Genomic DNA, 21,429 nt, shown 5'->3' with positions numbered 1-21,429 from the left:
GGCAGGTGCGGATAAGCGCGGGTCAGCGCGGCGTCGCGCTGTCCCGCGCCGGCTGCGGGTAGGCGCCATCGCGCGTCTCGGTGCGCTGCTCGCGACGGAGCAGCTCGCCGAGAATCCGGATCTCGGAGGCGCGACGGGCCTGGCAGAGCTGGGCGATCTTTCCAACGGTGGTGCTGCGCCCACGACGTGGCATGGGAAACCTCCCCGAGGTTGTGAACTGATCGACCGGAACTGTAGCGGCTGTGAACCGGGTACACAATCCCGATCACTATGCTAACGTTCACGCGTGACAACAGAGCCGACGCTGGCCCCGAGCGAGACCACCCTGACCGCCAGCGGCATCGCCCGACTGGCCAACGTCGGCCGAGCCGCGGTGAGCAACTGGCGACGGCGCTACGCCGACTTCCCGACACCCGTCGGCGGCACACCGGCGAGCCCGTCCTTCGACGCCGGCGAGGTGGAGCACTGGCTACGCCGACACGGCCGGCTGCACCAGGCCGGCACCGACGAGTGGGCCTGGCGGCACATCGAGAGCTACCAGCCCGCGGCCCAGATCAGCGACGCGCTCGGCATCGCCGGCGCGCTCCTGCTCGTCCGCGCCGACCAGGCCCCCGCCCCCGACGCCGGCCTGCCCACACCCCGGCAGCTCATCACCCGGCTGCGCGCCCTCGACCCCGATCTGGCCACAATGGTCGACCCGCTGCTGCCGAAACAGTGGAGCATGCAGCTCAGCACCCTGCTGGGCACCGTCGACCAACTCGGTGCCGAACAGGACCCTGAGTCGGCCTTCGAGTACCTGCACCACCGCTACGTCTCCTCGGCCCACTCCATGTCCGGCCTGGCCGGGACACCGGACACCGTCGCCGAGGTGATGGTGGCCCTCGCCGGGCCGGGAGACGTCACCTTCGACTTCACCAGCGGCACCGGGTCGATCCTGCGGATGGCCGCCGACCAGGCCCTGACACGAGATACGGCAATCCGGTGCTACGCCCAGGAGATCAACCCGCAGTACGCCCTGATCACCATGCTGCGGCTGTGGCTGCTGCACCTGCGCGTCCGACGTAGCGTGCCCGACGCCGCGCCACCCGTCGTGCACGTCGGCGACAGCCTGCTCGCCGACGCACTGCCCGACCTGCGGGCCGACGTCGTCGTGGCGAACTTCCCCTTCGGCGTCCACGAATGGGGCCACGACCGGCTCGCCTACGACCCCCGCTGGTCCTACGGCCTGCCCCCACGTACCGAACCCGAACTCGCCTGGGTGCAGCACGCCCTCGCCCACCTGGCACCCGGCGGCACCGCCGTCGTCCTCATGCCCCCGGCCGCCGCATCGCGCCCCGCCGGCCGCCGCGTCCGCGCCGAACTGATCCGCCGTGGCGCGCTACGCGCCGTCGTCGCCCTACCCGCCGGACTCATGCCGCCCACCGGCATCGGACTGCACGTCTGGGTGCTCACCCAACCCGACCCACACCAGCCACCGGCCGGCGACCTGCTCGTGGTCGACACCACCGCCGCACCCGACCAGCCGCTGACCGACACCGTGGCCACCGCCTGGAGCGCCTACCGTTCACCCGCGTACGCCGAACTGCCCGGCGTCCACCGCACCGTGCCCGCCATCGACGTCCTCGACGACCAGGTCGACCTCACCCCGCAACGCCACCTCCCACACACCGGCGACCTCGCCGCCGACCCGGCGCAGGTCGTCGCCCGGCTCAGCGAATTCGACCACCTCCTCGACCAGCTACGACGCGGCCTGCCGGCAGTACGACAGACACCGGACACACCCCTGCGCGACGCCCCCCAGGCCGACGTCGCCGACCTCATCCGCTCCGGCAGCATCTCCGTACACCGCGCCACCGCACGCAGCCGATCGACAGGCGCTACCACCGCCACCGCCGTCGTCCTGACCGCCACCGACATCCTCTCCGGCAGCCCCGCCACCGGCACCACAACCCGCACCGCCGACGACGAACCCGGACCGGAGGTACACCCCGGCGACATCCTCGTCCCCATCATCGGCCGCAGAATCAACGCCCGGGTGGCCACCCCAGAACAGGTCGGCGCCGAACTCGGCCCCGGCGCCCAACTGATCCGCGTCGACACCACCCGCTTCGACCCGTGGTTCATCGCCGGCACCATCTCCCGCACCGACAACCTCCGCATCGCCGGCCGCGCCGCCAGCACCGGCAACGGGGCCATGCGCATCGACGTCCGACGACTGTCCATCCCGGTCGTAGCACTCGAACAACAGCACGCATACGGCCAAGCCTTCCGCCAACTCGTCGAATTCCGCGCCACCCTGGAGCGAGCATCAGCGACCGGAACCACACTCACCCGCGAGATCAGCGACGCCCTGACATCCGGCACCCTCGGCCTCACATCCTGATTCGACTGACCACGATGGAGCTGGGCGGTCAGGAAACCAGGAGCAACGACCAAGACTGGTCATCCCTGAGCAGCCGTCTGAACCGGCCGCGCCCGGTACGCTGCTCTCACCGCACCTCAGCACTGAGGCATCGCCCTTGCAACACAGTCCGCAAAGAGGCGATCTTGCGAAGCAAAGTGAATGAAATCGGAGTAGTTGATCTATAGCGCCGCAGGTCAAGAAGTCTGCTCCCCGCGCACGCGGGGGTGATCCCCGGACGCGACACACGCACCTCCACCGTCATTGCTGCTCCCCGCGCACGCGGGGGTGATCCCGTGCCCGGCCAGTCGCAGGACTCATCCGGCTCCTGCTCCCCGCGCACGCGGGGGTGATCCCGCGATCAGCGCGGTGACGGCTTTACCTGCGGCCTGCTCCCCGCGCACGCGGGGGTGATCCCGAGGAAGGCGGCCGGTCCCTGACGATTGACCGCTGCTCCCCGCGCACGCGGGGGTGATCCCATGACAGGTCACCCCTTTCCGAGGGCGAAGGTCTGCTCCCCGCGCACGCGGGGGTGATCCCTCGGCGGCACGCTTCGGCGACATCGGACGCAACTGCTCCCCGCGCACGCGGGGGTGATCCCTCCTACGCGCCATGCTCCGCCGCTTCAACGACCTGCTCCCCGCGCACGCGGGGGTGATCCCTGCTCCTTGATATAGGTGGAGCCGCCCAGGTTCTGCTCCCCGCGCACGCGGGGGTGATCCCGTGCCGATGAACTCGCGCAGGATCGGCCCACGCTGCTCCCCGCGCACGCGGGGGTGATCCCTCCCGGCCCTGGGTTTCCATGGCTGCCTTCAGCTGCTCCCCGCGCACGCGGGGGTGATCCCCGTACGGAAAGCGTGATGGCCAGGATCCTCTGCTGCTCCCCGCGCACGCGGGGGTGATCCAGCCTCCGCCGCGCGGAATCCGGTCATCTCATCCCCTGTTCCCCGCGCACGCGGGGGTGATCCCCACACGCCGCGCAGGAAGCCGTACGCGGGAATCTGCTCCCCGCGCACGCGCGGGGGTGATCCGGACCGCGTGCGGGACGGCCAGCCGACCCTCCTCTGCTCCCCGCGCACGCGGGGGTGATCCCGCTGTCGCCACGGCGGTGCAGTGGGCGTGGCACTGCTCCCCGCGCACGCGAGGGTGATCCCAGGTCGACCGCACCCCCGGCGGCGGTCTGCAGCCTGCTCCCCGCGCACGCGGGGGGATCCCTCGGCGCTGCACGTCACGATCCGAGCCCGTGCCTGCTCCCCGCGCACCCGGGTGATCCGGAGAAGGTGAAGACACATGACTCGGCCGGTAACTGCTCCCTGCGCCTACCGGATCCGGCGTCGAGTGCCGAGCCGCTGGCCTGTCACGGTCGGCGCTCGGTCGACTACCGTGAACGCTGGTGCGACACGTTCGTCCGTCCATGGGGGAGGAAGATTGCGGCACGGTCGGCGTTCGTCACTGACGCTGCAATTGTCGGTGCTTCTGCTCGCGGTGCTGCTTGAGGTGACGACGAGCCTGGCCACGGACGCGGCTGCCGGTTCCGGGTTGTTCGCCTGGGTGGAGGTGATCGCCGGGCCGGCGCTGATCGTGCTGCTGCTCGTGCTGGTCGGCGGTAATGCGCTGATTCTGTGGTGGGAGAACCCTCGTACACCGAAGTCGACCTGGGACGGTGGCCGTTCGCCCTATCCGGGGCTGTCGGCGTTCACCGAGCAGGATGCGGCGGTGTTCTTCGGCCGCGACGAGCTGGCTACGGATCTGGTCCGCCGCATGCACCTGCTCACCGCCGACATTGAGGCGCGTTTCGTCTGTGTCACCGGGGCTTCCGGGAGCGGGAAGTCGTCGCTGGTACACGCCGGTGTGGTGCCTCGGCTGCGGGGGCAGCGGTGGCAGCTGCTCGGTTCGCTGGCCCCGGCGGGCGAGCCTGTTGCCCGGCTCGCGGGGCTGGCAGCGACGTTGTCCGGTGGGCAGCGTCCGGTCGCGCTGCGCGAGATGTGGTCGGAGGCGGACGCGTTCGCCAAGGCGGTACGGGCGTGGCGGGCGAAGGTCGGCAACCGGCACGGTCGGGTGCTGCTGATCCTCGACCAGTTGGAGGAGCTGGTCACCCTGTCCGGCCCGGCGGAGCGGACCCTGTTCCTCGACCAGGTTGCCACGGCGCTCGACGCGGACCGCCGGCTGTGGGTGGTGGCGACGCTGCGCATCGAGTTCCTGGCCGAGCTGCTCGCCGGTGAGCACGCGCGACTGTTCGCCGCGCCTGTGGCGGTGGGCACCATGCGTCGCGGCGAGTTGGTGAGCGTTGTCGAGAAGCCGGCCCGGCTGGCGGGGATGAGTTTCGAGCCGGGGCTGGTCGACCGGATCGTCGAGGAGACCGGCACGCCGGACGCGTTGCCTCTGCTGGCGTACCTGTTGCAGGAGCTGTACCTGGCCGTTGGCGCCGGCAACGTGGTCACGAGGCAGCGGTACCAGGAGTCGGGCGGGGTGGCCGGGGCGCTGGCGCGGCAGGCGGACACCGTCCTGGCCGAGCTGCGTACCAGATACGACGTCGAGCCGATCCTGACCACCCTGCTGCGTCTGGTGTCGATGGACGGTGGCGAACCGACCCGACGTCGAGTGCCGCTGGCCGAGCTGTCGGCTCAGCAGCGGCGGATCGTGGACGTCTTCACCGACGCTCGGCTGCTGACCTCAGCCGCTGACGGCGACCCCTACGTGCAGGTGGCGCACGAGGCGCTGTTCCGGCAGTGGGCGCCGCTGCGTCAGGAGGTCGAGACGCGGGCCGAGCAACTGAAACGGCGTACCGAGTTGGAGCGGTGGGCAGCGGACTGGCAGCGCTCCGGCCGCAGCCCCGACTACCTGCTGACCGGCGATCGGCTGACGCTGGCCGGGCAGTGGCTGGAGGCGATGCGCTCGGCCGGGCAGGACAGCCCGACCGCGTACGCCTTGGTCGACGCGTCGCGTCGCCGCGACACCGCTTTCCTACGCCGCGTGTCGGAGTCCATCGGCCGCTACGCGCTGGCCAACGTCGACCGGTACCCGGAACTGGCCGTCCTGTTGACCACGGCCGCGTTGACGGAGTGTCCCACCACTCCCGCCGCCGCGCAGGCGCTGATGTCCGCGTTGGCGTTCAGCCACGTCGAGGCGGTGCTGCCCGGACACACCGATGCGGTCCGGGGCGTGGCCTGGTCACCCGACGCCAGCCTGGTCGCCACCGCGTCCCGCGACGGCACGGCACGGCTGTGGGACGCCACTACCGGCACCGTCGCCGCCGTGCTGCGCGGCCACACCGACATGGTCGAGGCCGTGGCCTTCTGTCCCGACTCCGCCCACGTCGCCACCGCGTCGCGTGACGCCACGGTACGGATCTGGGAGGTGGCCAGCGGTACCCTGGTCACGGTCCTGTCGTGCGGCGACTGCGTACGCGGGGTCGCGTTCTCTCCTGACGGCACCCGACTGGCCGCCACCAGCCGCGAAGGTCTCGTCCACCTGTGGGACACCGCCACCTGGACCACCCACGACACGCTGACCGGACACACCGGCGACGTGTGGGGCGTCCACTGGGCACCCGACTCGGCACGCCTGGTCACCGCCTCGCACGACCGTACGCTCATCGTCTGGGACGCCGCCACCGGCGGCCCGGCGGCGACGCTGCGCGGCCACCTCGAACTCGTCGAGGGCGTCGCCTACTCCCCGGACGGGCGGTGGCTCGCCAGCGGATCCGCCGACCACACGGTACGGATCTGGGACGCGGCCACGGGCACGCAGCACAGCGTCATCGGTGGACAACGCGACACCGTCTGGTCGGTGGCCTGGACACCAGACAGCCAGCAGGTCGCCTTCGCCACCGGCGACGGCACCATCCGCGTCTGGGACACCGACCGGCTGCGCGAAGTCGCCGAGCTGCGCGGTCACGAGCACACGGCCTGGTGCGTCGCGGTCAGCCCCGACGGTGCCCGAGTGCTCAGCGGCTCGGCCGACGCCACCGCCCGCATCTGGGCACTGCGCCCACGCGGCGCCGAACAGGTCCTCCTCTCCGGGCACCGCGCCGCCCTCACCGGGATGGCCATCGACGACCAGGGCCTCATCGTCACCGGGTCGGCGGACGGCACGATCCGCCGCTGGCACCGCAACGGACGCCGGCAGGGCACCATCCACCCGGTTGCAGCAGGGGTAACCGCGGTGGCCAGCCACAGAGACCGGCTAGCCGTGGCGGCGCAGGACGGCTCGCTGCGCCTGCTCGACAGCTGCGGCGAGACCGTCTTACGCACCGACGGCGTCGAGATCGAGTCCCTGGCCTTCTCGCCCGACGGATCGCGGCTCGCCGCAGGGGCGAAGGACAACACCATCCACCTCATCGACGTACACGCCGGCGCGGTCGTCGGCTTCCTGCGCGGCCACACCGACTGGATCGGCGCACTCGCCTGGTCACCCAGCGGGCGCTACCTCGCCTCCGGCTCCGACGACCGCACCATCCGCATCTGGGACATGGAAAACCCCGCCGCCGGCCGACTGCTCGCCGGCCACCAGAACTACGTCGACGGCGTCGCATGGGCAACCGACGAACGCCACCTCGCCAGCTGCTCCGCCGACTGGACCATCCGCATCTGGTCACCCACCGAGCCGGACGCGCCGGCCCGCGTCCTCACCGGCCACGATCGACGGGTACGCGCCGTCGCCTACTCCCCCGACGGCCGCTATCTCGCCTCCGGCGGTGACGACCGCACCGTACGTCGGTGGGACACCCAAACCGACGACGGCCAGTTGATCGGCGTCCACCGCGACCCGGTCACTTGCCTGGCCTGGCTCGCGGACGGGTCGCACGTGGTCACCGGCTCGGTTGACGCCACCGCCCGCATCTGGGTCGTCGACGTCGACCTGCCGACGCTGACCGACGCCGCGCGGGCTCGGGTGTTCCGGTCCCTCACCACGGACGAACGCCGCGCCCACCTGCTGCCCGTGACCGAAACTGGCTAGAGCACTTGCTCCACCGTGCGGACCTCCTCGTCGACGAGGAACTCCGCCGGATCCACACCGAGTTGCTCGCGTTGCGGCGACGCCCAGTAGGCGGCGTTCGCGTCCTCGAATGACTGGTCGCCGTCGTAGGAGATGACCCAGATGTGGGCATCGCGCTCGCGGTCCACCCACGACCCGTGCACCTCGAAACCGAACTCACGCCGCAACGGCACGACCAAGGTCTGCCACGCCCGCACCCACTCGTCCAACCGCCCCTGCCGCACGCTGTAGGTGCGGATCTGCACAGTCCTCACGGCGACTCCATCGTGTCCGGCAGCATCTTCCTGACGCTCGACACCGCCTGCGACGGCCGACCTCCTCGACTCGTTCAGCGGTAATCCTCACGATGACACCCGCTACGCTGAACCCCAACTCCCGCCACACAGCAACACCTCCACGAAGTGGACCTAGACGATCTTGGGAAGCAAAGTGAAGGAAAACGGCGTAATTGATCTCTAGCGCCCCAGGTCAGCAAGCCTGCTCCCCGCGCATGCGGGGGTGATCCCTCCATGGAGCGCAGCGATACCTCGCAGGCCCTCTGCTCCCCGCGCATGCGGGGGTGATCCCGACCCGCCCAACCTCATCCTCGGCGGCGGATTCTGCTCCCCGCGCATGCGGGGGTGATCCCAAGTACATGGCCCCCGGTGTCGACCCCGAATTCTGCTCCCCGCGCATGCGGGGGTGATCCCTCAGGCTTGAACCTGAGGCGGCCATGTTCCACCTGCTCCCCGCGCATGCGGGGGTGATCCCTGGTCCCATGTAAAGCTAGCCCCGGGTCCGGTCTGCTCCCCGCGCATGCAGGGGTGATCCCCGGATCGTGCATGTCGGGCTGCTCGCCGAGATCTGCTCCCCGCGCATGCGGGGGTGATCCTGAGCAGCCTCGGCCGGCAGCTGGCCGCCGTTCCTGCTCCCCGCGCATGCGGGGGTGATCCCGCGGGCAAGCGAATGAATGAGGACACGCGGTACTGCTCCCCGCGCATGGGGGGTGATCCCGATCTCCGCTCGTCGGCGCTTGAGTACATCGCCTGCTCCCCGCGCATGCGGGGGTGATCCCTGACCGGGCAGTGACCCTCCCAGAGTCACTGACTGCTCCCCGCGCATGCGGGGGTGATCCCGCCGAACAGACCGCCGCTTGTACTGTTGGTGTCTGCTCCCCGCGCATGCGGGGGTGATCCCAATCTTGGTTTGGGGCTGACGTCCCCCCGGGTCTGCTCCCCGCGCATGCGGGGGTGATCCCGCGCAGGCGGCGCGGATCGTCGCGGGCAGGGTCTGCTCCCCGCGCATGCGGGGGTGATCCCCACCGATGGCGTGTTCGGGGCACCCACCGACCCTGCTCCCCGCGCATGCGGGGGTGATCCCGGCACGACGATCACGGTCCCGGCCGTTGTCGTCTGCTCCCCGCGCATGCGGGGGTGATCCCTTTCTCGTCAACTCGACCACCGGGGCCATCTACTGCTCCCCGCGCATGCGGGGGTGATCCCCGGGTCACCGCGGTGGACCCGCCCGCGCTCAACTGCTCCCCGCGCATGCGGGGGTGATCCCCGGGCCACCGGCAAGCCGTACGCCGACGACGTCTGCTCCCCGCGCATGCGGGGGTGATCCCCACGGCCTCAGCTCGACCGCCAGCGTCACCCACTGCTCCCCGCGCATGCGGGGGGCGATCCGGTGCCCAGGTGTGTCTGGGCCTGGGCCGCCGTCTGCTCCCCGCGCATGCGGGGGTGATCCCCCGCGATACCGACTGTCAGGACGCGGCTCACCCTGCTCCCTGCGCATGCGGGGGTGATCCCGGGAAGCGGTCATCCGGCCCGGCCATCGTGGCCTGCTCTCCGCGCATGCGGGGGTGATCCGATGGTGCAAATGCTCGCCGTCCCGGCCGAGGCCTGCTCCCCGCGGATGCGGGGGTGATCCCTTCGGCAGCACGAACGGTGTCGCGTCGGTCAGGTGTTCCCCGCGCATGCGGGGGTGATCGCGCCATGTCTACGTTCAACCAGCATTCTGGACTGCTCACCGCGCACGCGAGGGTGATTCCGGCACCGGAAGAACGCCACGGTCGAGGCCGGGCTGCTTCCCGCGCACGCGAGGGTGATCCCGAGGCGCCGGCGGAGGACGCGGTCCCGGCCCCGGTCGCCGATGTTCGGGCACGCGCTGTATAGGCGATCACACGACAGCGAAGTGCCCTGGCCTGTCTAAACGCCAGGGCACTTCATGTTGAGGTACTGCGTCAGACGAGCTGCGGCATCCGTCGTGCAGCTTCGGCGATAAGCGACGGCAGCTCCTTAGGGGCGGCGAGGCCCGCAATCTCGGTCACGTCGAACCAGGCGGCGTTGCCGACCTCTTCAAGTTGCGCGTTGAGGGTGTCGTTGTAAGTGCGGCAGATGTAGACGAAGTCGATGTGGCGGTGGGGGCCGACTTTGCGGTCTTCAATGTCCATTTCGATGATCGCGAAGGGTGGGGGGATGCTGCGTACGGCAGGGTGGGTGAACGGCTCGGGTGCGAGGATTTCTGCTTCGACGCCGGTTTCTTCTACGACTTCGCGGAGGGCGGCTTCGGCGGGGTCTTCGTTGGGGTCGACGTGTCCGCCGGGGTACAGCCACAGTCCGATCTTGTTGTGGTGCACGAGGAGGACCTGTCCGCTGCTGTTGAAGACGATCGCTGAGCTGGTGAAGTGCCGGATCATGCTGCGGTTTCTCCCTGGGCGATTCGGGCGGTTTGGTCGGCGATCCACGCTAGCGTCGCCTCTGGTAGTTGGGGGTGAACGGGGAGTTGGATGGTGGCCGTGGCGAGGTGTTCGGCGTTGGGGCAGGCCGTGGCGTAGGGCTGGAATAGGGGTTGGTGGTAGAGGGGCTGGTAGCGCCACCGGATCGAGTCTGGGGGTAGCCCTGCGCGGTGGAAGGCGTCGGCGATCTCGGTCTGGCGGGCGGTCGCGATGAGGACCAGGTTGTAGTAGTTGGGTTTGTCCTGCACGCCGTAGGGCAGTTCGCGCAACAGTCCTCCGGCGGGGAGGGCGGTGAGGATGCGTTCGGCGTTGCGGCGGCGCTGGGCCAGTTGCGCGTCGAGGCGGGCCAGCCGACGCAGGCCGATGGCGGCCAGTGGTCCGGCGAGTTTGTAGTTGACGCCGTGGCCGCCGCGTAGGTGGCCGAGGTGGGTGTAGTGGTCGATGCGGTCGGCGAGGTCGTGGTCGTTGGTCAGGACGAAGCCGCCTTCGCCGGTGGACAGGAGTTTGCGGTCGTGGGTGGAGAAGCAGCCGGCATGGCCGAGGGTGCCGGCGTGCTGGTTGGCGATGCGGGTGCCGTGGGCCTGCGCGGAGTCTTCGATGACGGGCACGCCCGCGTCGGCGAGCAGGCCGGTGATGGCCCGTTCGTCGTTCGGGTAACCCCATAGAGGCAGCGTGATCACAGCGCGGGTGCGGGCTGTGAGTTTCCGTTCAACGTCGGTGGGGTCCAGGGCCAGGGAGTTCGGGAGTGTGTCCACCAGGACGGGGGTGGCGCCGCAGGTGAGGATCGGCATCGCGGTGGGCAGTGGGGCGGTAGCGGGGACGAGCACCTCGGTTCCGGGGCGGACGTCGAACGCGACGAGCGCGGCGTGGAGGGCTGAGGTGCCGGAGTTGACGGCGATGGCGCGTGCGGCCCCGAAGCGGGCGGCGAGGGCACGCTCGTAGAGTGGCAGCACTTGGGCGCCGCCGGAGAGGCGGCCGTCGTCGAGGACGGCGCGGATCTCGTCCAGTTCTCCGCAGGGTGGTGGCGAGTACCGGTCATCGACCGGGTGGTCCAGGTCGTAGGCGGTGTCAGTGGTCATAGGTGAGCACCACCTTGATCGTCTCCTCGGGCCGGGTGTCGATAAGGCCGTACGCGGTGTGCGCGTCGGCGAACGGGATGCGGTGGGTGATGAGCCCGTCGACACGGACGTGTCCGTCGGTGACGAGCTGTCGGGCGGTGGCGCTGAGCCGCGGAAGGTCCCAGGCGGGGTGGGTGCGTTGGGGGCAGCCGTTCACGGTCATGGAGGAGACGAGGGTGATGCGGTTGCGGTGGTATTCCTCGCCGAGCCGCAGGCCGCCTTGGTCGCCGTGGTAGGAGGCGACGGTGGAGACCGTCGCGCCGACGCGGACGCAGCGGATGGCCTCGTGGAGCCCGGCGTAGGAGCCGGATGCCTCGATGGCCACGTCAGCTCCGGCAGGGCCGGTCAGCTTGCGGACCAGATGGGCGACGTCGGCTTCGGTGTCGGTGTGCATGGCGGTCATGCCGAGTGATTCGGCGGCTTCCAGGCGTATGGGGTAGCGGTCGATGCCGATGACGCGGCGTGCGCCGGCCAGGTGCGCGAGTTGCCCGGCGATCAGGCCGACGGTGCCGAGGCCGACGATGACGGCGGTGTCGCCGATGTGGATGTTGGCGTCGTGGACGCCGCCGAGCGCGACGCGGGTGAGGATGAAGAACACGGCCCGTTCCGGGTCGATGCCGGCAGGTAGGCGACCTGCCTCGGCGGTGTCGATGCGGACGACGTGGCCGGTGGCGTGTGGGCGGTCCAGCGCTACCAGGTCCCCGACGGCGATCCGGTCACGGGCGGCGCTGCCAACCGCTGTGACGCGGGCGATGGTCTCGTAGCCGGGTGCTACTGGGTAGTCCCGTCCCGGTTCGCTAGTGAACAGGCGTTGCTCGGGCAGCCAGGAGCGGTGCAGGGCAGCGGCCGAGCCTCGCACCCAGGCCATTTCGGTGCCGTGGCTGATGCCGGACACGACGGCTTGGGCGTACACGTCGGTCGGGCCGAGCGGCGGAAGGTTCTCCGAGATCAGCTCGACGTTGCCGGGGCCGGTGATCATCAGGCGTGTGGTGGGCGGGCACACGGCGATGCCCTGGTGTGCGAGAGCGGGTTGGGTCACGGCTTCTCCGATCCGGTGAGTTGGGCGATCAGCTCGTTGAGGTCCGCGTCGTTGAGGGCGTCGAACGTGCTGCCGTCGCGGTGGATGACGTGAGGGGTGAAGGCGCGCTGGAACGCCTCGTTGAGGGCGGCGAGATCGGCTTCGGACACGGCGGTCTCCATGTCTCGGCCTCGCTGCTTGACGCGGTGCAACAGCGTCGAAGGGGGCGCGGTCAACCCGATCACCACATCGGGGCTCGGACTGTCGGTGGACCAGATGCCGCAGGTCCGCGCGACACGGCACGCGTCGGCGGCGGGCAGCGTTTCGGCGGCGAAGATGCGTTGCTGCACCATCGCCCAATCGGCGACAACCCGACCACCAGCCCGGGTGATCATCTCAATCTGACGCAGCTGCGCGACCCGCAGGGCGATGAAGGTGAGTTCCACCTTCAAAGTGAGATCATCGCGGGCGCGCTCGGCCTCGGCGTACAGCTGCGGCAGGTAGGGGTTGTCGGCGAACGGATCGAGCATCAGCGTCGCGTCCAGCCGGGCGGCCAGGCGACTGGCGAGCGTGGTCTTTCCGACTCCAGTAGGGCCAGTGATCGCGATGAACAACGGGATCCCCTTCAACGCGGGATGTCAGCGATGCGGCCGGATCGGGCCGGGGCTGACGGCGGGGGTGGTGGACGTAGCCGGTGGCCACGGAATGTCGCCTCGCCTCCGCGAGCGTCGGTGTCGTGGTCAGGGCGTGGTGGTGAAGTCGGCCGGGTAAGGGGTGCGAGGGCGTGGGATGGGTGTCGCGATGGCGGTGGCGAGGTCGGCGGCGAGCGCGTCGATCTGGCCTCGGGTGATGCCGGGCATGCAGATGAGGTGGCTGACCGTGCCGTCGGTGGCGAGTAGCCACTTGGCGCGTACCGGCTCGGGTGGGGTGGGTAGGACGACGGTGAAGGCGTGCGGCCACCGCCAGGCGGTCCAGCCGGTCGCGCGGATCTGTTCGACGGCGTACGCGGCGGTGCTGCGGGCTTCGGCGGCCCGCCACCGGTGCCCTTCGCGGCCGTGCAGGGCGATGGCGTGCCACAGCAGGGCGGCGGCCAGCCCGCAGCGGGAGCCGGTGATGGTGGTGTCGGTAGCGGCGGTGTAGGCCACCTGCGGCCGGGCTGGTGTGCGGATGCTGTCGCGGATGAGCACCACTCCGCAGGGGGTGGGGACACCGAGGAACTTGTGGCCGCTGATCGCGATGGAGCCGATGCCGCCGGCATCATCCAGGCGTAGCTGTCCGTCGAGGGCGAGCGGGATGCCGGACAGGGCGGCATCGACGTGCAGATGCCCGGTCATGCCGTACTCGCTAAGGATCGCGCGGATGCGGGTGGTGTCGTCCACGGCTTCGGTCATGGTGGTGCCGGCCGTGGCGACCACGATCGCCGGCCACCGTCGCCGTTTCCGTAGCTGTGCGGCGAGGTCGTCGTAGCACATCTCCCCGTCCGGGCGGGCCGCTACGACCACCTTGTAGGCGCCGAGCATGTCGATGATCTTCGGTACGGAGTAGTGGGCGGCGGTGGAGTAGTAGATGCGGGCGGTCGGCCAGCGGCGGTAGGCGGCGTGCAGGGCGGACAGGTTGCCCTCGGTGCCGCCGGTGGTGACATAACCCCACCGATCGCCGACCGGCATGCCGAGCAGCTCGGCGACCCAGGCGATGACCGCCTGTTCCAGGACCCGCGTGTGGGCTACTCCTCCGGTGTCGCTGGGGTCGCCGATGTTGTTCCACAGCCGGTGGCTGAGGCGGGTCATGACGGCGGTGTGGTCGAGGTCGACGGCGCCCGGGTAGCCGATACTCGTCGCCGCGGCGGCGTCGGCGGTGTGGATGAGGTGGTCGAGGACGGCGGTGACGTCGATCGGGGTCCGGCTGAGGTCCGCGGCGACGGCCAGGTCGAAGGTGTGGGTGTGGGTCACGTTGCCGGCCCTCGGTCGAGGTGGGCGGCGAGGGTGTGGTGCAGGGCGGTGAGGTGCCGCCACACCTCGCGGGTGGTGTGGTCGCCCTGCTCGGTCAGGGTGGCGTGCGGGTTGTGCCAGTGGGCGGGCCGGTCCGCATCGAGGGGTTTGCTGCTGCGGATGCCGTCGTAGTGCAACGGGGCGTGCGGGTTACGGTCGATGTCGATGGCAGTGCCGTCGGTCAGCAACAGGTAGCAGCGGCCCTTGAGGTCGAAGGCTGACCTACGGTGGCCGGTGGCGGACGGCTCCCGCAGGGTGCGGGCGAGCTGATACCAGCGGCCGTCGTCGGAATCGAGGGTGCTCACCCCGACACCGACGTAGACGGCGTCGGGGCCGAGGGCCATGTCACCGCCGTTGACCATAGACCGCTCCGGCCCGAGTGGATGCCACCCACGGCCGGTGGCGGTCGCGTGGGCGATGTTGGTCGCGGCGATCCTGGTCAGGTCGGCGAGCATCCGGGGCAGGTCGTCGGACTCGGGTGCGGACAGGAACAGCCGCCACGCGGTGTGCAGCCGGTACCCCTGCGGCTCGGTCGCGGCCGGGGAGGTGAAGAACAGCATGACGGCGTGCGGGCCGAGGGCGTGCCGTGTGCCGTAGCGCTGGTCGGCTTCGATCAGGTGCCCGGAGTTGAGCCGCTTGGACCGGAACACCACCTGCTTGCGCAGGTCCGCCCACCGCGCGTTGGCTCGGCGAACCGCCTCGTCGTTCGGTTCGTCCACAGGCGGGGGCGGGGGCGGGGGTGGGGGCGGCGGCGGGAGTGACGGGTCCGGTGGGCGTTGATAGCCGGCGGGGCGGGGACCGTAGCCGGGCTGCGGCTCATACCCGCCGGCAGGCCGCAGGTCGGCGGTCGACTCCCGCCGCCATCCGGGGTGCAGCGGATCTGGCGGACCGTAGGGTCCGGCCGGTCGTCGTGCGTAGGTCATCATCGTCGCCCCCTTGTCAGATCGAGACGTGGATGGCGTCGGGAACGGCGTTCGTGGCCGGTGTGCCGCGCCCGATACCGGCATAGACGTCCGGCCGGGCCTGGCGCAGGTGCGCGGCCCACATCCCGCCCACAGCTGCGGCAGCACCGACGATCGCGGGTAGCAGCAGCGGGAACAACGACCCGGGCGCGGCACCCAGCAGCGGCCCGACGTTGCCGACCATCGCCACCAGCACCACCGACCCGGCGAACACACCCATCACCGGCGCGACCCGCCACTGCCACGCCCCGGCCCGCTCACCCCGGACTCGGTCCGGGGCGGCCAGCGCGGCCACTGACGCGGCCAGCAGCAGACACAGCAACCCCAGCGCGCCCAGGCTCGACAGCCAGGTGAACATCTGCGTGACCGGGTCGGCCCCGGCCACCGCGAACCCGGCCACCACCACCGAGGCTACGACCGTCTGCGCCACCGAACCGCCGCGCGGCGCGGTGACCCGCGTGCCGCTGTCCGCGCCCGCGAGGCCGGTGGGCAGCACTCCTTCCCGTGCCATGGCGAACACATAGCGTGCGATCACCGAGTGAAAAGACAGCTTCGAGGTGACGATCGCGAAGATCAACACCACGCCCGCCACGGCCACCCACCCGCTGCCGAGCCGTCCGAGGATCACCGACGTCAGGTCACTGTCCGGCTGGGCGGCCAGCTCGGCGACGGCGTACGGACCGACCGCCACCCCCATCGCCCACGCCGCAGCCGCATACACCCCACCGAGCACGAGCGCCCCGACGATCGTGGCCCGGCCGACCGCACGCCGATCAACGGCTTCCTCCACGAAGGAGCCGGGCGCGTCGATGCCGGTGAACGCCGCCACGCAGAACGCGACCGCCCCACCCACACCTCCGACCATCAACCCGGAGGCGTCGAAGCCCACCCACGACAGGCCACCGTCTGCCGGCCGTCCCACACCTGCCACCACGAACACCGCGACGACCAGCAACGACACCGCCAACACCACCGCCAGGGCCCGGGTCGACAGCACGATCGCCCGTACTCCCACCACCCCGACCAGGGCCACGGCGATACCCGCCCACACCCACCAGGACCCGCCCAACTGGGCGGCGAGGGTCGCCCCGAGCAGGCCGTACAGGCTGATCTGGATCGCGTTGTAGGCCAGCAGAGCCACCACGCCGCCGGCCACACCCCAACCCCGGCCAAGCCCCTGGGCGAGGATGCCGTAATAGGCGGCCGGATGCCCGACCTGGCGGGCCATCGCCGTGTACCCCACCGCCAGCACCGCCACCACGCCCGCCACCAGCACAAACGTCAACGGCACCGCGATCACACCCGTGGTCGCGTAGATCGCGGGGATACCGCCGGCGAGGACCACCATCGGGGCCGACGCCGCCGCTCCGAACACCCACAACCCGACCGGTGTCAGCGTCCGGCGCGCCAGCGCCACCTGCACCTGCGCCGTCACCGTGACTCCCCCCGCCCCGGCTGGTTCGGGCACCACGAGTTGCGGCAGCCGTCCACCGGGTGTTGGTTCACGTCGGCGGCGGTGGCCGGCACGATGGACACCGCCGCTGGCCGCACTGGGCCGTGATGCCAGTAGCTCTTGTCGCGGGCGAGGTTCCGCTGCGCGGTGTCCTTGACGGCCGTGAACCCGAACAGGTCATGCTCACCGCCGGGCCAGTCACGACGGATCGCGTAACCCCACAGGTACTCCGTCGAGGTGCCGCCTCCCGTCTCCGGGACGGCACCGGCGGCACTCGAAACGCCAAGGCGCATGGCCCACCACCTGACAGGCCGCCGTCGCCGGGCGTACATAGCGGCGGGACGGCTGGTCATGGTCAGCATTAGCAGAACCCTCCTGTCGAAAATTGGGTACGACGCACTGCCCCGCTGGGCGAACAGACGACGCGCCAGCAGGTGAACGAGGTGATGTCAGAACACGTGGATCACGGGGAACGCGGTGCTGCCGCCAGCCTCACCGCGCCGCGAAACGGCATCGCGGTGCGCTGAACACGGACCCGTCGCGGCAGCCCATCTCCGCCCGCCTCGTCCGGCTGTCCAGGGCGCACGGGTTGCCGCCACATCCGCCACAGCGCCGGACCACCCGGCTGAAGCAGAATCGGTGACCGAGGCTCGTAGCCCAGCCCGGCGAGCAGCCCCTCCCGAGGGCGGTCGGTGCTCACCTCCGCATACGACGGCAACTGCTCCGCGTCGAGCAGGCGGTGGTGGCGGGCCAGCAACGCCGCACCCACACCCGTCTGCCGCCGGCCGGGAGTCACCGCCAGGTGCGCGAGGTAGTGATGCGCGGTGTACGGGTGCACCGCGTCGACGTACGCGTGCAGCAGACCGAACCGGGCAGCGTGCACACCGAGCATCCGATGCAGGTCATACATCCACGCCGCCGACGGCGGCGGAGGCACCAGCCGCGAGTACCAGACCGCTACACCGGCAAGGTCATCGGTCGTGTCGACCATGCCCTGGGCCAACCCCTGCGCCACGACAAGCTGCGCGTACCGCCGCACGACCCTCGGCCGTTCGATCGGATCGGACACCAGCCAGGCACTCAACCGGCTGGTCAACAACGCGTCGGCCACAAGCGCCGACAATCCCTCAGCATCGTCATCCGTCGCGCGACGGACACCAGAGTTCATCAATCGCATGACAGCTCCCCCGAAGATCCTTGAACACCCTCGCCTTCCGCGTCGTCGTCCCGGACCGCCAGCGGTCCGCGCGACGCGGCCCGCTGACGGCTCATCCACACCGCCGAATCGAGGGCCCGGTCGAAGGTGGTAGCCAGGTGCAGGCGGTCACCGGCGACGCCGGTCAGCGGCAGCCGCTGGCGGGCAGCTTTGATCATCTGCGGTGGGCCGCAGACGTAGATAGCCTGGCCGCTCCGGTAGTGATACAGCGCCACGCTCAGCACGTCGCCCTGCGCGGCAGGCTCGACGTCACGATCGTCGGAGAACGCCAACACCACGGTCAACCAGTCGCGATGCGCGGACGCGAGCTTGTCCAACGCCACCGCGTCATACAGGTCGAGCAGAGTGCGTGATCCGACCACCAAGGTCACCCGCTGCCCGGTCGGTGCTGCCGCCGCCTGCTCCACCAACGCCCGCAACGGAGCAAGCCCCGTCCCACCAGCCACCAACAGCAGATCAGCTCCCGCTGAATCCGCCAGCGACAACCCGAGATCGCATGCCGGCCCCAACCACAGCAGCTCCCCCGCCGCAACCTGATCCACCAGCACCGGCGACACCGCGCCATCCGCCACCGACCGGACGTGGAACTCCACCGTCCCATCCGGACGAGGAGCATTCGCTGGCGACAACCACCGCCACACCCCCGGCACGCGAGGCGTACACACCGGCAACGCCTGACCAGGCAGAAACCGCAACCGCCGCATCGGCCGTACCGTCAACACCGCCACACCGTCGGACCATGAGTCCCGAGCCTCAACCTCACCGACCGCGACCTGAGGCCCATCCCCCACCATATCCGCCGCCCGCTCCGCCAACCGAAACGCACGCCGACAACCCCGATCCCACGCGACGGCAAGAGCTGCGTCCCACCTGTCATCTCCGAACCGACGCACCGTATCCACCATCGCCGCTGCGACACAGGTGCCGTGGTACGGCTGAAGACCAAACCGTCGGTACATTCGACCCAGAACCGCAAGCGCGGCCCGCCTCCCCGACGGATCGCCCGTCCCAGCAACAAGCTGCGAAAACGTCGAGAAGAACATCGGCGCCAAGCCCGACGGAAGAAAGCGCACGCTTCGGTCCTCAAGGTGAGACCAGAAGTAGTCGGCCGCACGATCATGCGTTTCGGGTGCAGAAGCCTGTAGCGGCTCAAGGTCAGTCATCATGCCGCCCTTGAACACAGCGCATCAAGGACCGTCGGCTGCCGATCAGCCCAACCCTCTCGTCCATCGCATCCGCCCTTCACGCAGCCCTGCCCGCTGGAGCTGCTATCCGTCAACCGCATCGCCCCTGACGGCGCGGAGGACAGGGTTCCAGCTCGTGGATGCGCGACACACCTGTTCCGGTGGCCATAGCCGGACTGGTCTGTGGGCAACGCTGAACAGCACAAACGCGTCAGCGCGCCCGTCTTGCCCATCAGGATGGGTATGGTGCGTTGGATCGTCGTCCATCGCTAGCGCCCCACACCTGCCAGGAGGGAGCAACATGGGCACTTCTACATCTACTGGTCAAGCCGTCAGCCCTCAGTCGCGCGGTCGCGAGTTGGCCCGCCTTGGCAAGCAGCTGTGGCAGGAAACGGCATCCGTGAAGACGGTAGCTGCCGAGTTGATGAGTCGGCATCCAGAGGTTCCTAGCATTCAGGCGTACCGCTATGCGGCCGGGCTCTCCCAGGACCAGGCAGCACTTCGCTATAACGAGGTGACCGGTTATCAGACAACCCTCGGCGGAACAACTATCAATGCGTGGGAAACCTGGGCACGCAGCCGGGGGGCGGGCTCGCCGCCGACCTTCTCCAGCCTTCTAGTCCTCGCCGAAGCATATGGCCGGGGACCGCTCGGGATGGCTGTCGAGAAAATCTCGCCCAGCGATCTGATCTCGGAGGCATACGAACGACTCCCCCCAGAGGATCAGCTTTCACTAAAGAGCTTCTCGGCGAAAGAGAAAGGATCTCCGAATTCAAACGTCGGTCCAGCCTTCCACCCTATCCGGCAGACTGACAGTCCAAGTCAGAGCATTGGTCCCGACTTCAACCTCGTCGCCCCTACCGTCGACTACGGAAACCCTGAGATCTGTGTCTTCTCGTTACCGAACCCCCATCCCGGAAACCTGCTAGATCTCGACTGGAGCACTTTCGGTTTCGGGATCGAGAGGCTCATAAGGCAAATAAAAAATCTGGGAAGACGCCTTGAGGTGGATATCTGCTTTGGCGTCAACGAGGCAGGCTTGGTGATGGCTACCTTCCTTGCTTCCGCCCAATTTTCCCGCTGCCCTATAGGTTACCTTCGCTGCAACAAGGTACGCGACAGCATTACCCTTGACTCAACTTCTTCCTATCCGGAGGCCGGTGAAGCGCCTACGATTCTCATCTGTGACTTCGAAGTTAAGCATGCGGACGTAGTCGGATTCATCGCCAGCGAAATTCGGCGAAGGTACCCGGGCGCCCAGCTTTACTTTGCCGTGTTCGGTGCAATGACCAAAGGCTCGGACCTGGAAGTGACGAGCTTCGACGACCTAACGGGCGCACAGATCATGCGGGCGGCCGAATTTTCAGCTGTGTTCATAGCCGCAACGATGAGCCCACCCGGCATTGAGCCACCCCTCGAACTACGCTGACCATCGTCGGAGGTGTCGTGAGTAACGCAGCCCACCTGCCTGAGCTTGCCAAGAGCGCAGCGGATGTAGTGGAAACTCTCATCCTTGAGATTCGCCCTAAGCTGATGGAGGCCGCCTTTTCCGGGAATGCCGGAGAGAGCGATAATATACGCCACTCTGACAATTTCCTCTCAGTTCATGACATGTGGATGCATGATAGGTATCGCGAGTTGATGGCCCATCACATCGACTCGTTCGTGTATGCATCCGAGGAGGCAGATCCACAGGTAGTCGGCAACGAGAGGGATCCGGACCTGTGCATCCTTGTCGACCCACTCGACACCAGTGAGCTGGCCGTACGTGGACTTCTTGGATATACACATGTGATGATCTACTCGCGCTCACTGGCGCGGCCGATTGTGTCGGTAGTCGGCGATATCTATCACCACGTCCGGCTCTACGTCGCGGCTCGGCACGACGACGGCAGGGACTACGCTTACGCGTACACCGCAGACGGAGGTTTTCACAGGCTGAGCCAGCCAGCCCGGAAGAGTCTGCCAGAGTCACTACTCACAAATTTCCTCATGCGCCCAAGCGAACGCCTTCTTCCCCTGAGTCGCCAAGAACGCTTGATTAGCGCTTTGGACCAGGCGGCTGAGGATGGCAAGCGTCGAGGCAGGATCGGGGTTGACTTCGGCTCAGTAAGCCTCTGCCACGTCGCCGCAGGATTCACCGAAGGTGTACTGGAGTTCGCCAAAGGATTCGCTATCTGGGACCTGGCTCCGGGGCACTACATCCTAGAGTCGGCGGGTGGCACCGTGCTCGACCTTGCAGGTGAGCCAATCTCCCTGGACTACAGCTTGCAGTCATTGCCCGATATCGCGCGAGCGATGAACCGAAGGCAGAAATTTGTTGCCGCCGGCACGTATGAGCTGGCCTGGGATATCCTGAGCCACCTAGATCTATC

General features: G+C 69.0%; 16 protein-coding genes and 2 CRISPR repeat arrays. Of the genes, 4 read left to right on the top strand and 12 right to left on the bottom strand.

Annotated features, from left to right (window positions below; translation table 11 throughout):
* Window positions 1-22 precede the first annotated feature (22 nt).
* Window positions 23-193 carry a hypothetical protein gene (locus tag Van01_RS26965; RefSeq protein ID WP_204013299.1) on the bottom strand — a complete coding sequence of 57 codons (171 nt, stop codon included), beginning with the start codon at window positions 191-193 and terminating at the stop codon, window positions 23-25.
* Window positions 194-286: 93 nt separating this feature from the next.
* On the opposite strand from Van01_RS26965, the gene Van01_RS33565 reads away from it, so the two are divergent.
* Both Van01_RS33565 and Van01_RS26955 read left to right on the top strand, forming a co-directional pair.
* A complete protein-coding gene (locus tag Van01_RS33565) occupies window positions 287-2,383 on the top strand; it encodes an HsdM family class I SAM-dependent methyltransferase (protein WP_204013298.1) in 2,097 nt (698 codons plus the stop codon).
* Window positions 2,384-2,607: 224 nt separating this feature from the next.
* Window positions 2,608-3,370: a CRISPR direct-repeat array (repeat unit 29 nt; unit sequence CTGCTCCCCGCGCACGCGGGGGTGATCCC).
* A 459-nt stretch (window positions 3,371-3,829) separates the two neighbouring features.
* Window positions 3,830-7,360, top strand: coding sequence for an nSTAND1 domain-containing NTPase (locus Van01_RS26955; RefSeq protein WP_204013296.1), 3,531 nt, complete (start codon window positions 3,830-3,832; stop codon window positions 7,358-7,360).
* Here the strand turns inward: Van01_RS26955 and Van01_RS26950 are convergent.
* The 11 genes from Van01_RS26950 to Van01_RS33265 all read right to left on the bottom strand — a co-directional run bounded on the left by Van01_RS26950 (window position 7,357) and on the right by Van01_RS33265 (window position 18,574).
* On the bottom strand, window positions 7,357-7,653 hold the full coding sequence (locus tag Van01_RS26950) for an NIPSNAP family protein (RefSeq protein WP_204013294.1): 297 nt from the start codon (window positions 7,651-7,653) through the stop codon (window positions 7,357-7,359). The genes Van01_RS26955 and Van01_RS26950 overlap by 4 nt on opposite strands.
* A 223-nt stretch (window positions 7,654-7,876) precedes the next feature.
* Window positions 7,877-8,332: direct repeats of the CRISPR family, unit length 29 nt; unit sequence CTGCTCCCCGCGCATGCGGGGGTGATCCC.
* A 1,288-nt stretch (window positions 8,333-9,620) separates the two neighbouring features.
* The gene (locus tag Van01_RS26945; RefSeq protein WP_204013292.1) at window positions 9,621-10,076 is read right to left on the bottom strand and encodes an NUDIX hydrolase; all 456 of its coding nucleotides are present in this window, start codon (window positions 10,074-10,076) and stop codon (window positions 9,621-9,623) included.
* A complete protein-coding gene (locus Van01_RS26940) occupies window positions 10,073-11,194 on the bottom strand; it encodes a DegT/DnrJ/EryC1/StrS family aminotransferase (protein ID WP_204013290.1) in 1,122 nt (373 codons plus the stop codon). The genes Van01_RS26945 and Van01_RS26940 overlap by 4 nt, the downstream gene beginning before the upstream one ends.
* Window positions 11,184-12,272 carry a zinc-dependent alcohol dehydrogenase gene (locus Van01_RS26935; RefSeq protein ID WP_239099330.1) on the bottom strand — a complete coding sequence of 363 codons (1,089 nt, stop codon included), beginning with the start codon at window positions 12,270-12,272 and terminating at the stop codon, window positions 11,184-11,186. Before Van01_RS26935 ends, Van01_RS26940 begins: the two co-directional genes overlap by 11 nt.
* Complete coding sequence (locus Van01_RS26930) at window positions 12,269-12,865, bottom strand: deoxynucleoside kinase (protein WP_204013287.1); 597 nt, start codon at window positions 12,863-12,865, stop codon at window positions 12,269-12,271. The genes Van01_RS26935 and Van01_RS26930 overlap by 4 nt, the downstream gene beginning before the upstream one ends.
* 126 nt (window positions 12,866-12,991) lie before the next feature.
* Complete coding sequence (locus Van01_RS26925) at window positions 12,992-14,200, bottom strand: histidine decarboxylase (protein WP_204013285.1); 1,209 nt, start codon at window positions 14,198-14,200, stop codon at window positions 12,992-12,994.
* Entirely contained in the window at window positions 14,197-15,165 is a 969-nt protein-coding gene (locus tag Van01_RS26920) for a hypothetical protein (RefSeq protein ID WP_239099329.1), read from the bottom strand. The genes Van01_RS26925 and Van01_RS26920 overlap by 4 nt, the downstream gene beginning before the upstream one ends.
* A gap of 13 nt (window positions 15,166-15,178) precedes the next feature.
* Window positions 15,179-16,669, bottom strand: a complete 1,491-nt coding sequence (locus Van01_RS26915; RefSeq protein ID WP_204013283.1) for an APC family permease — start codon at window positions 16,667-16,669, stop codon at window positions 15,179-15,181.
* Window positions 16,633-16,947, bottom strand: a complete 315-nt coding sequence (locus tag Van01_RS26910; protein ID WP_204013281.1) for a hypothetical protein — start codon at window positions 16,945-16,947, stop codon at window positions 16,633-16,635. The genes Van01_RS26915 and Van01_RS26910 overlap by 37 nt, the downstream gene beginning before the upstream one ends.
* A 170-nt stretch (window positions 16,948-17,117) precedes the next feature.
* Window positions 17,118-17,822: a GNAT family N-acetyltransferase gene (locus Van01_RS26905; RefSeq protein WP_239099327.1), complete on the bottom strand. Its 705-nt coding sequence runs from the start codon at window positions 17,820-17,822 to the stop codon at window positions 17,118-17,120.
* Window positions 17,822-18,574 carry an FAD-binding oxidoreductase gene (locus Van01_RS33265; protein WP_275410399.1) on the bottom strand — a complete coding sequence of 251 codons (753 nt, stop codon included), beginning with the start codon at window positions 18,572-18,574 and terminating at the stop codon, window positions 17,822-17,824. Before Van01_RS33265 ends, Van01_RS26905 begins: the two co-directional genes overlap by 1 nt.
* Window positions 18,575-19,454: 880 nt before the next feature.
* On the opposite strand from Van01_RS33265, the gene Van01_RS26895 reads away from it, so the two are divergent.
* Both Van01_RS26895 and Van01_RS26890 read left to right on the top strand, forming a co-directional pair.
* Window positions 19,455-20,483 carry a helix-turn-helix domain-containing protein gene (locus tag Van01_RS26895; protein WP_204013279.1) on the top strand — a complete coding sequence of 343 codons (1,029 nt, stop codon included), beginning with the start codon at window positions 19,455-19,457 and terminating at the stop codon, window positions 20,481-20,483.
* Between the two features lie 17 nt (window positions 20,484-20,500).
* Window positions 20,501-21,429 (top strand): inositol monophosphatase family protein (locus Van01_RS26890; RefSeq protein WP_239099326.1); only part of this gene is annotated, 929 nt, incomplete at its 3' end.

Origin of the sequence: Micromonospora andamanensis, from assembly GCF_016863495.1 — a bacterium.
Classification (GTDB): Bacteria; Actinomycetota; Actinomycetes; order Mycobacteriales; family Micromonosporaceae; genus Micromonospora; species Micromonospora andamanensis.
Note: the sequence above shows the minus strand (reverse complement) of the source record. Positions and strands in the feature narration are given on the sequence as shown.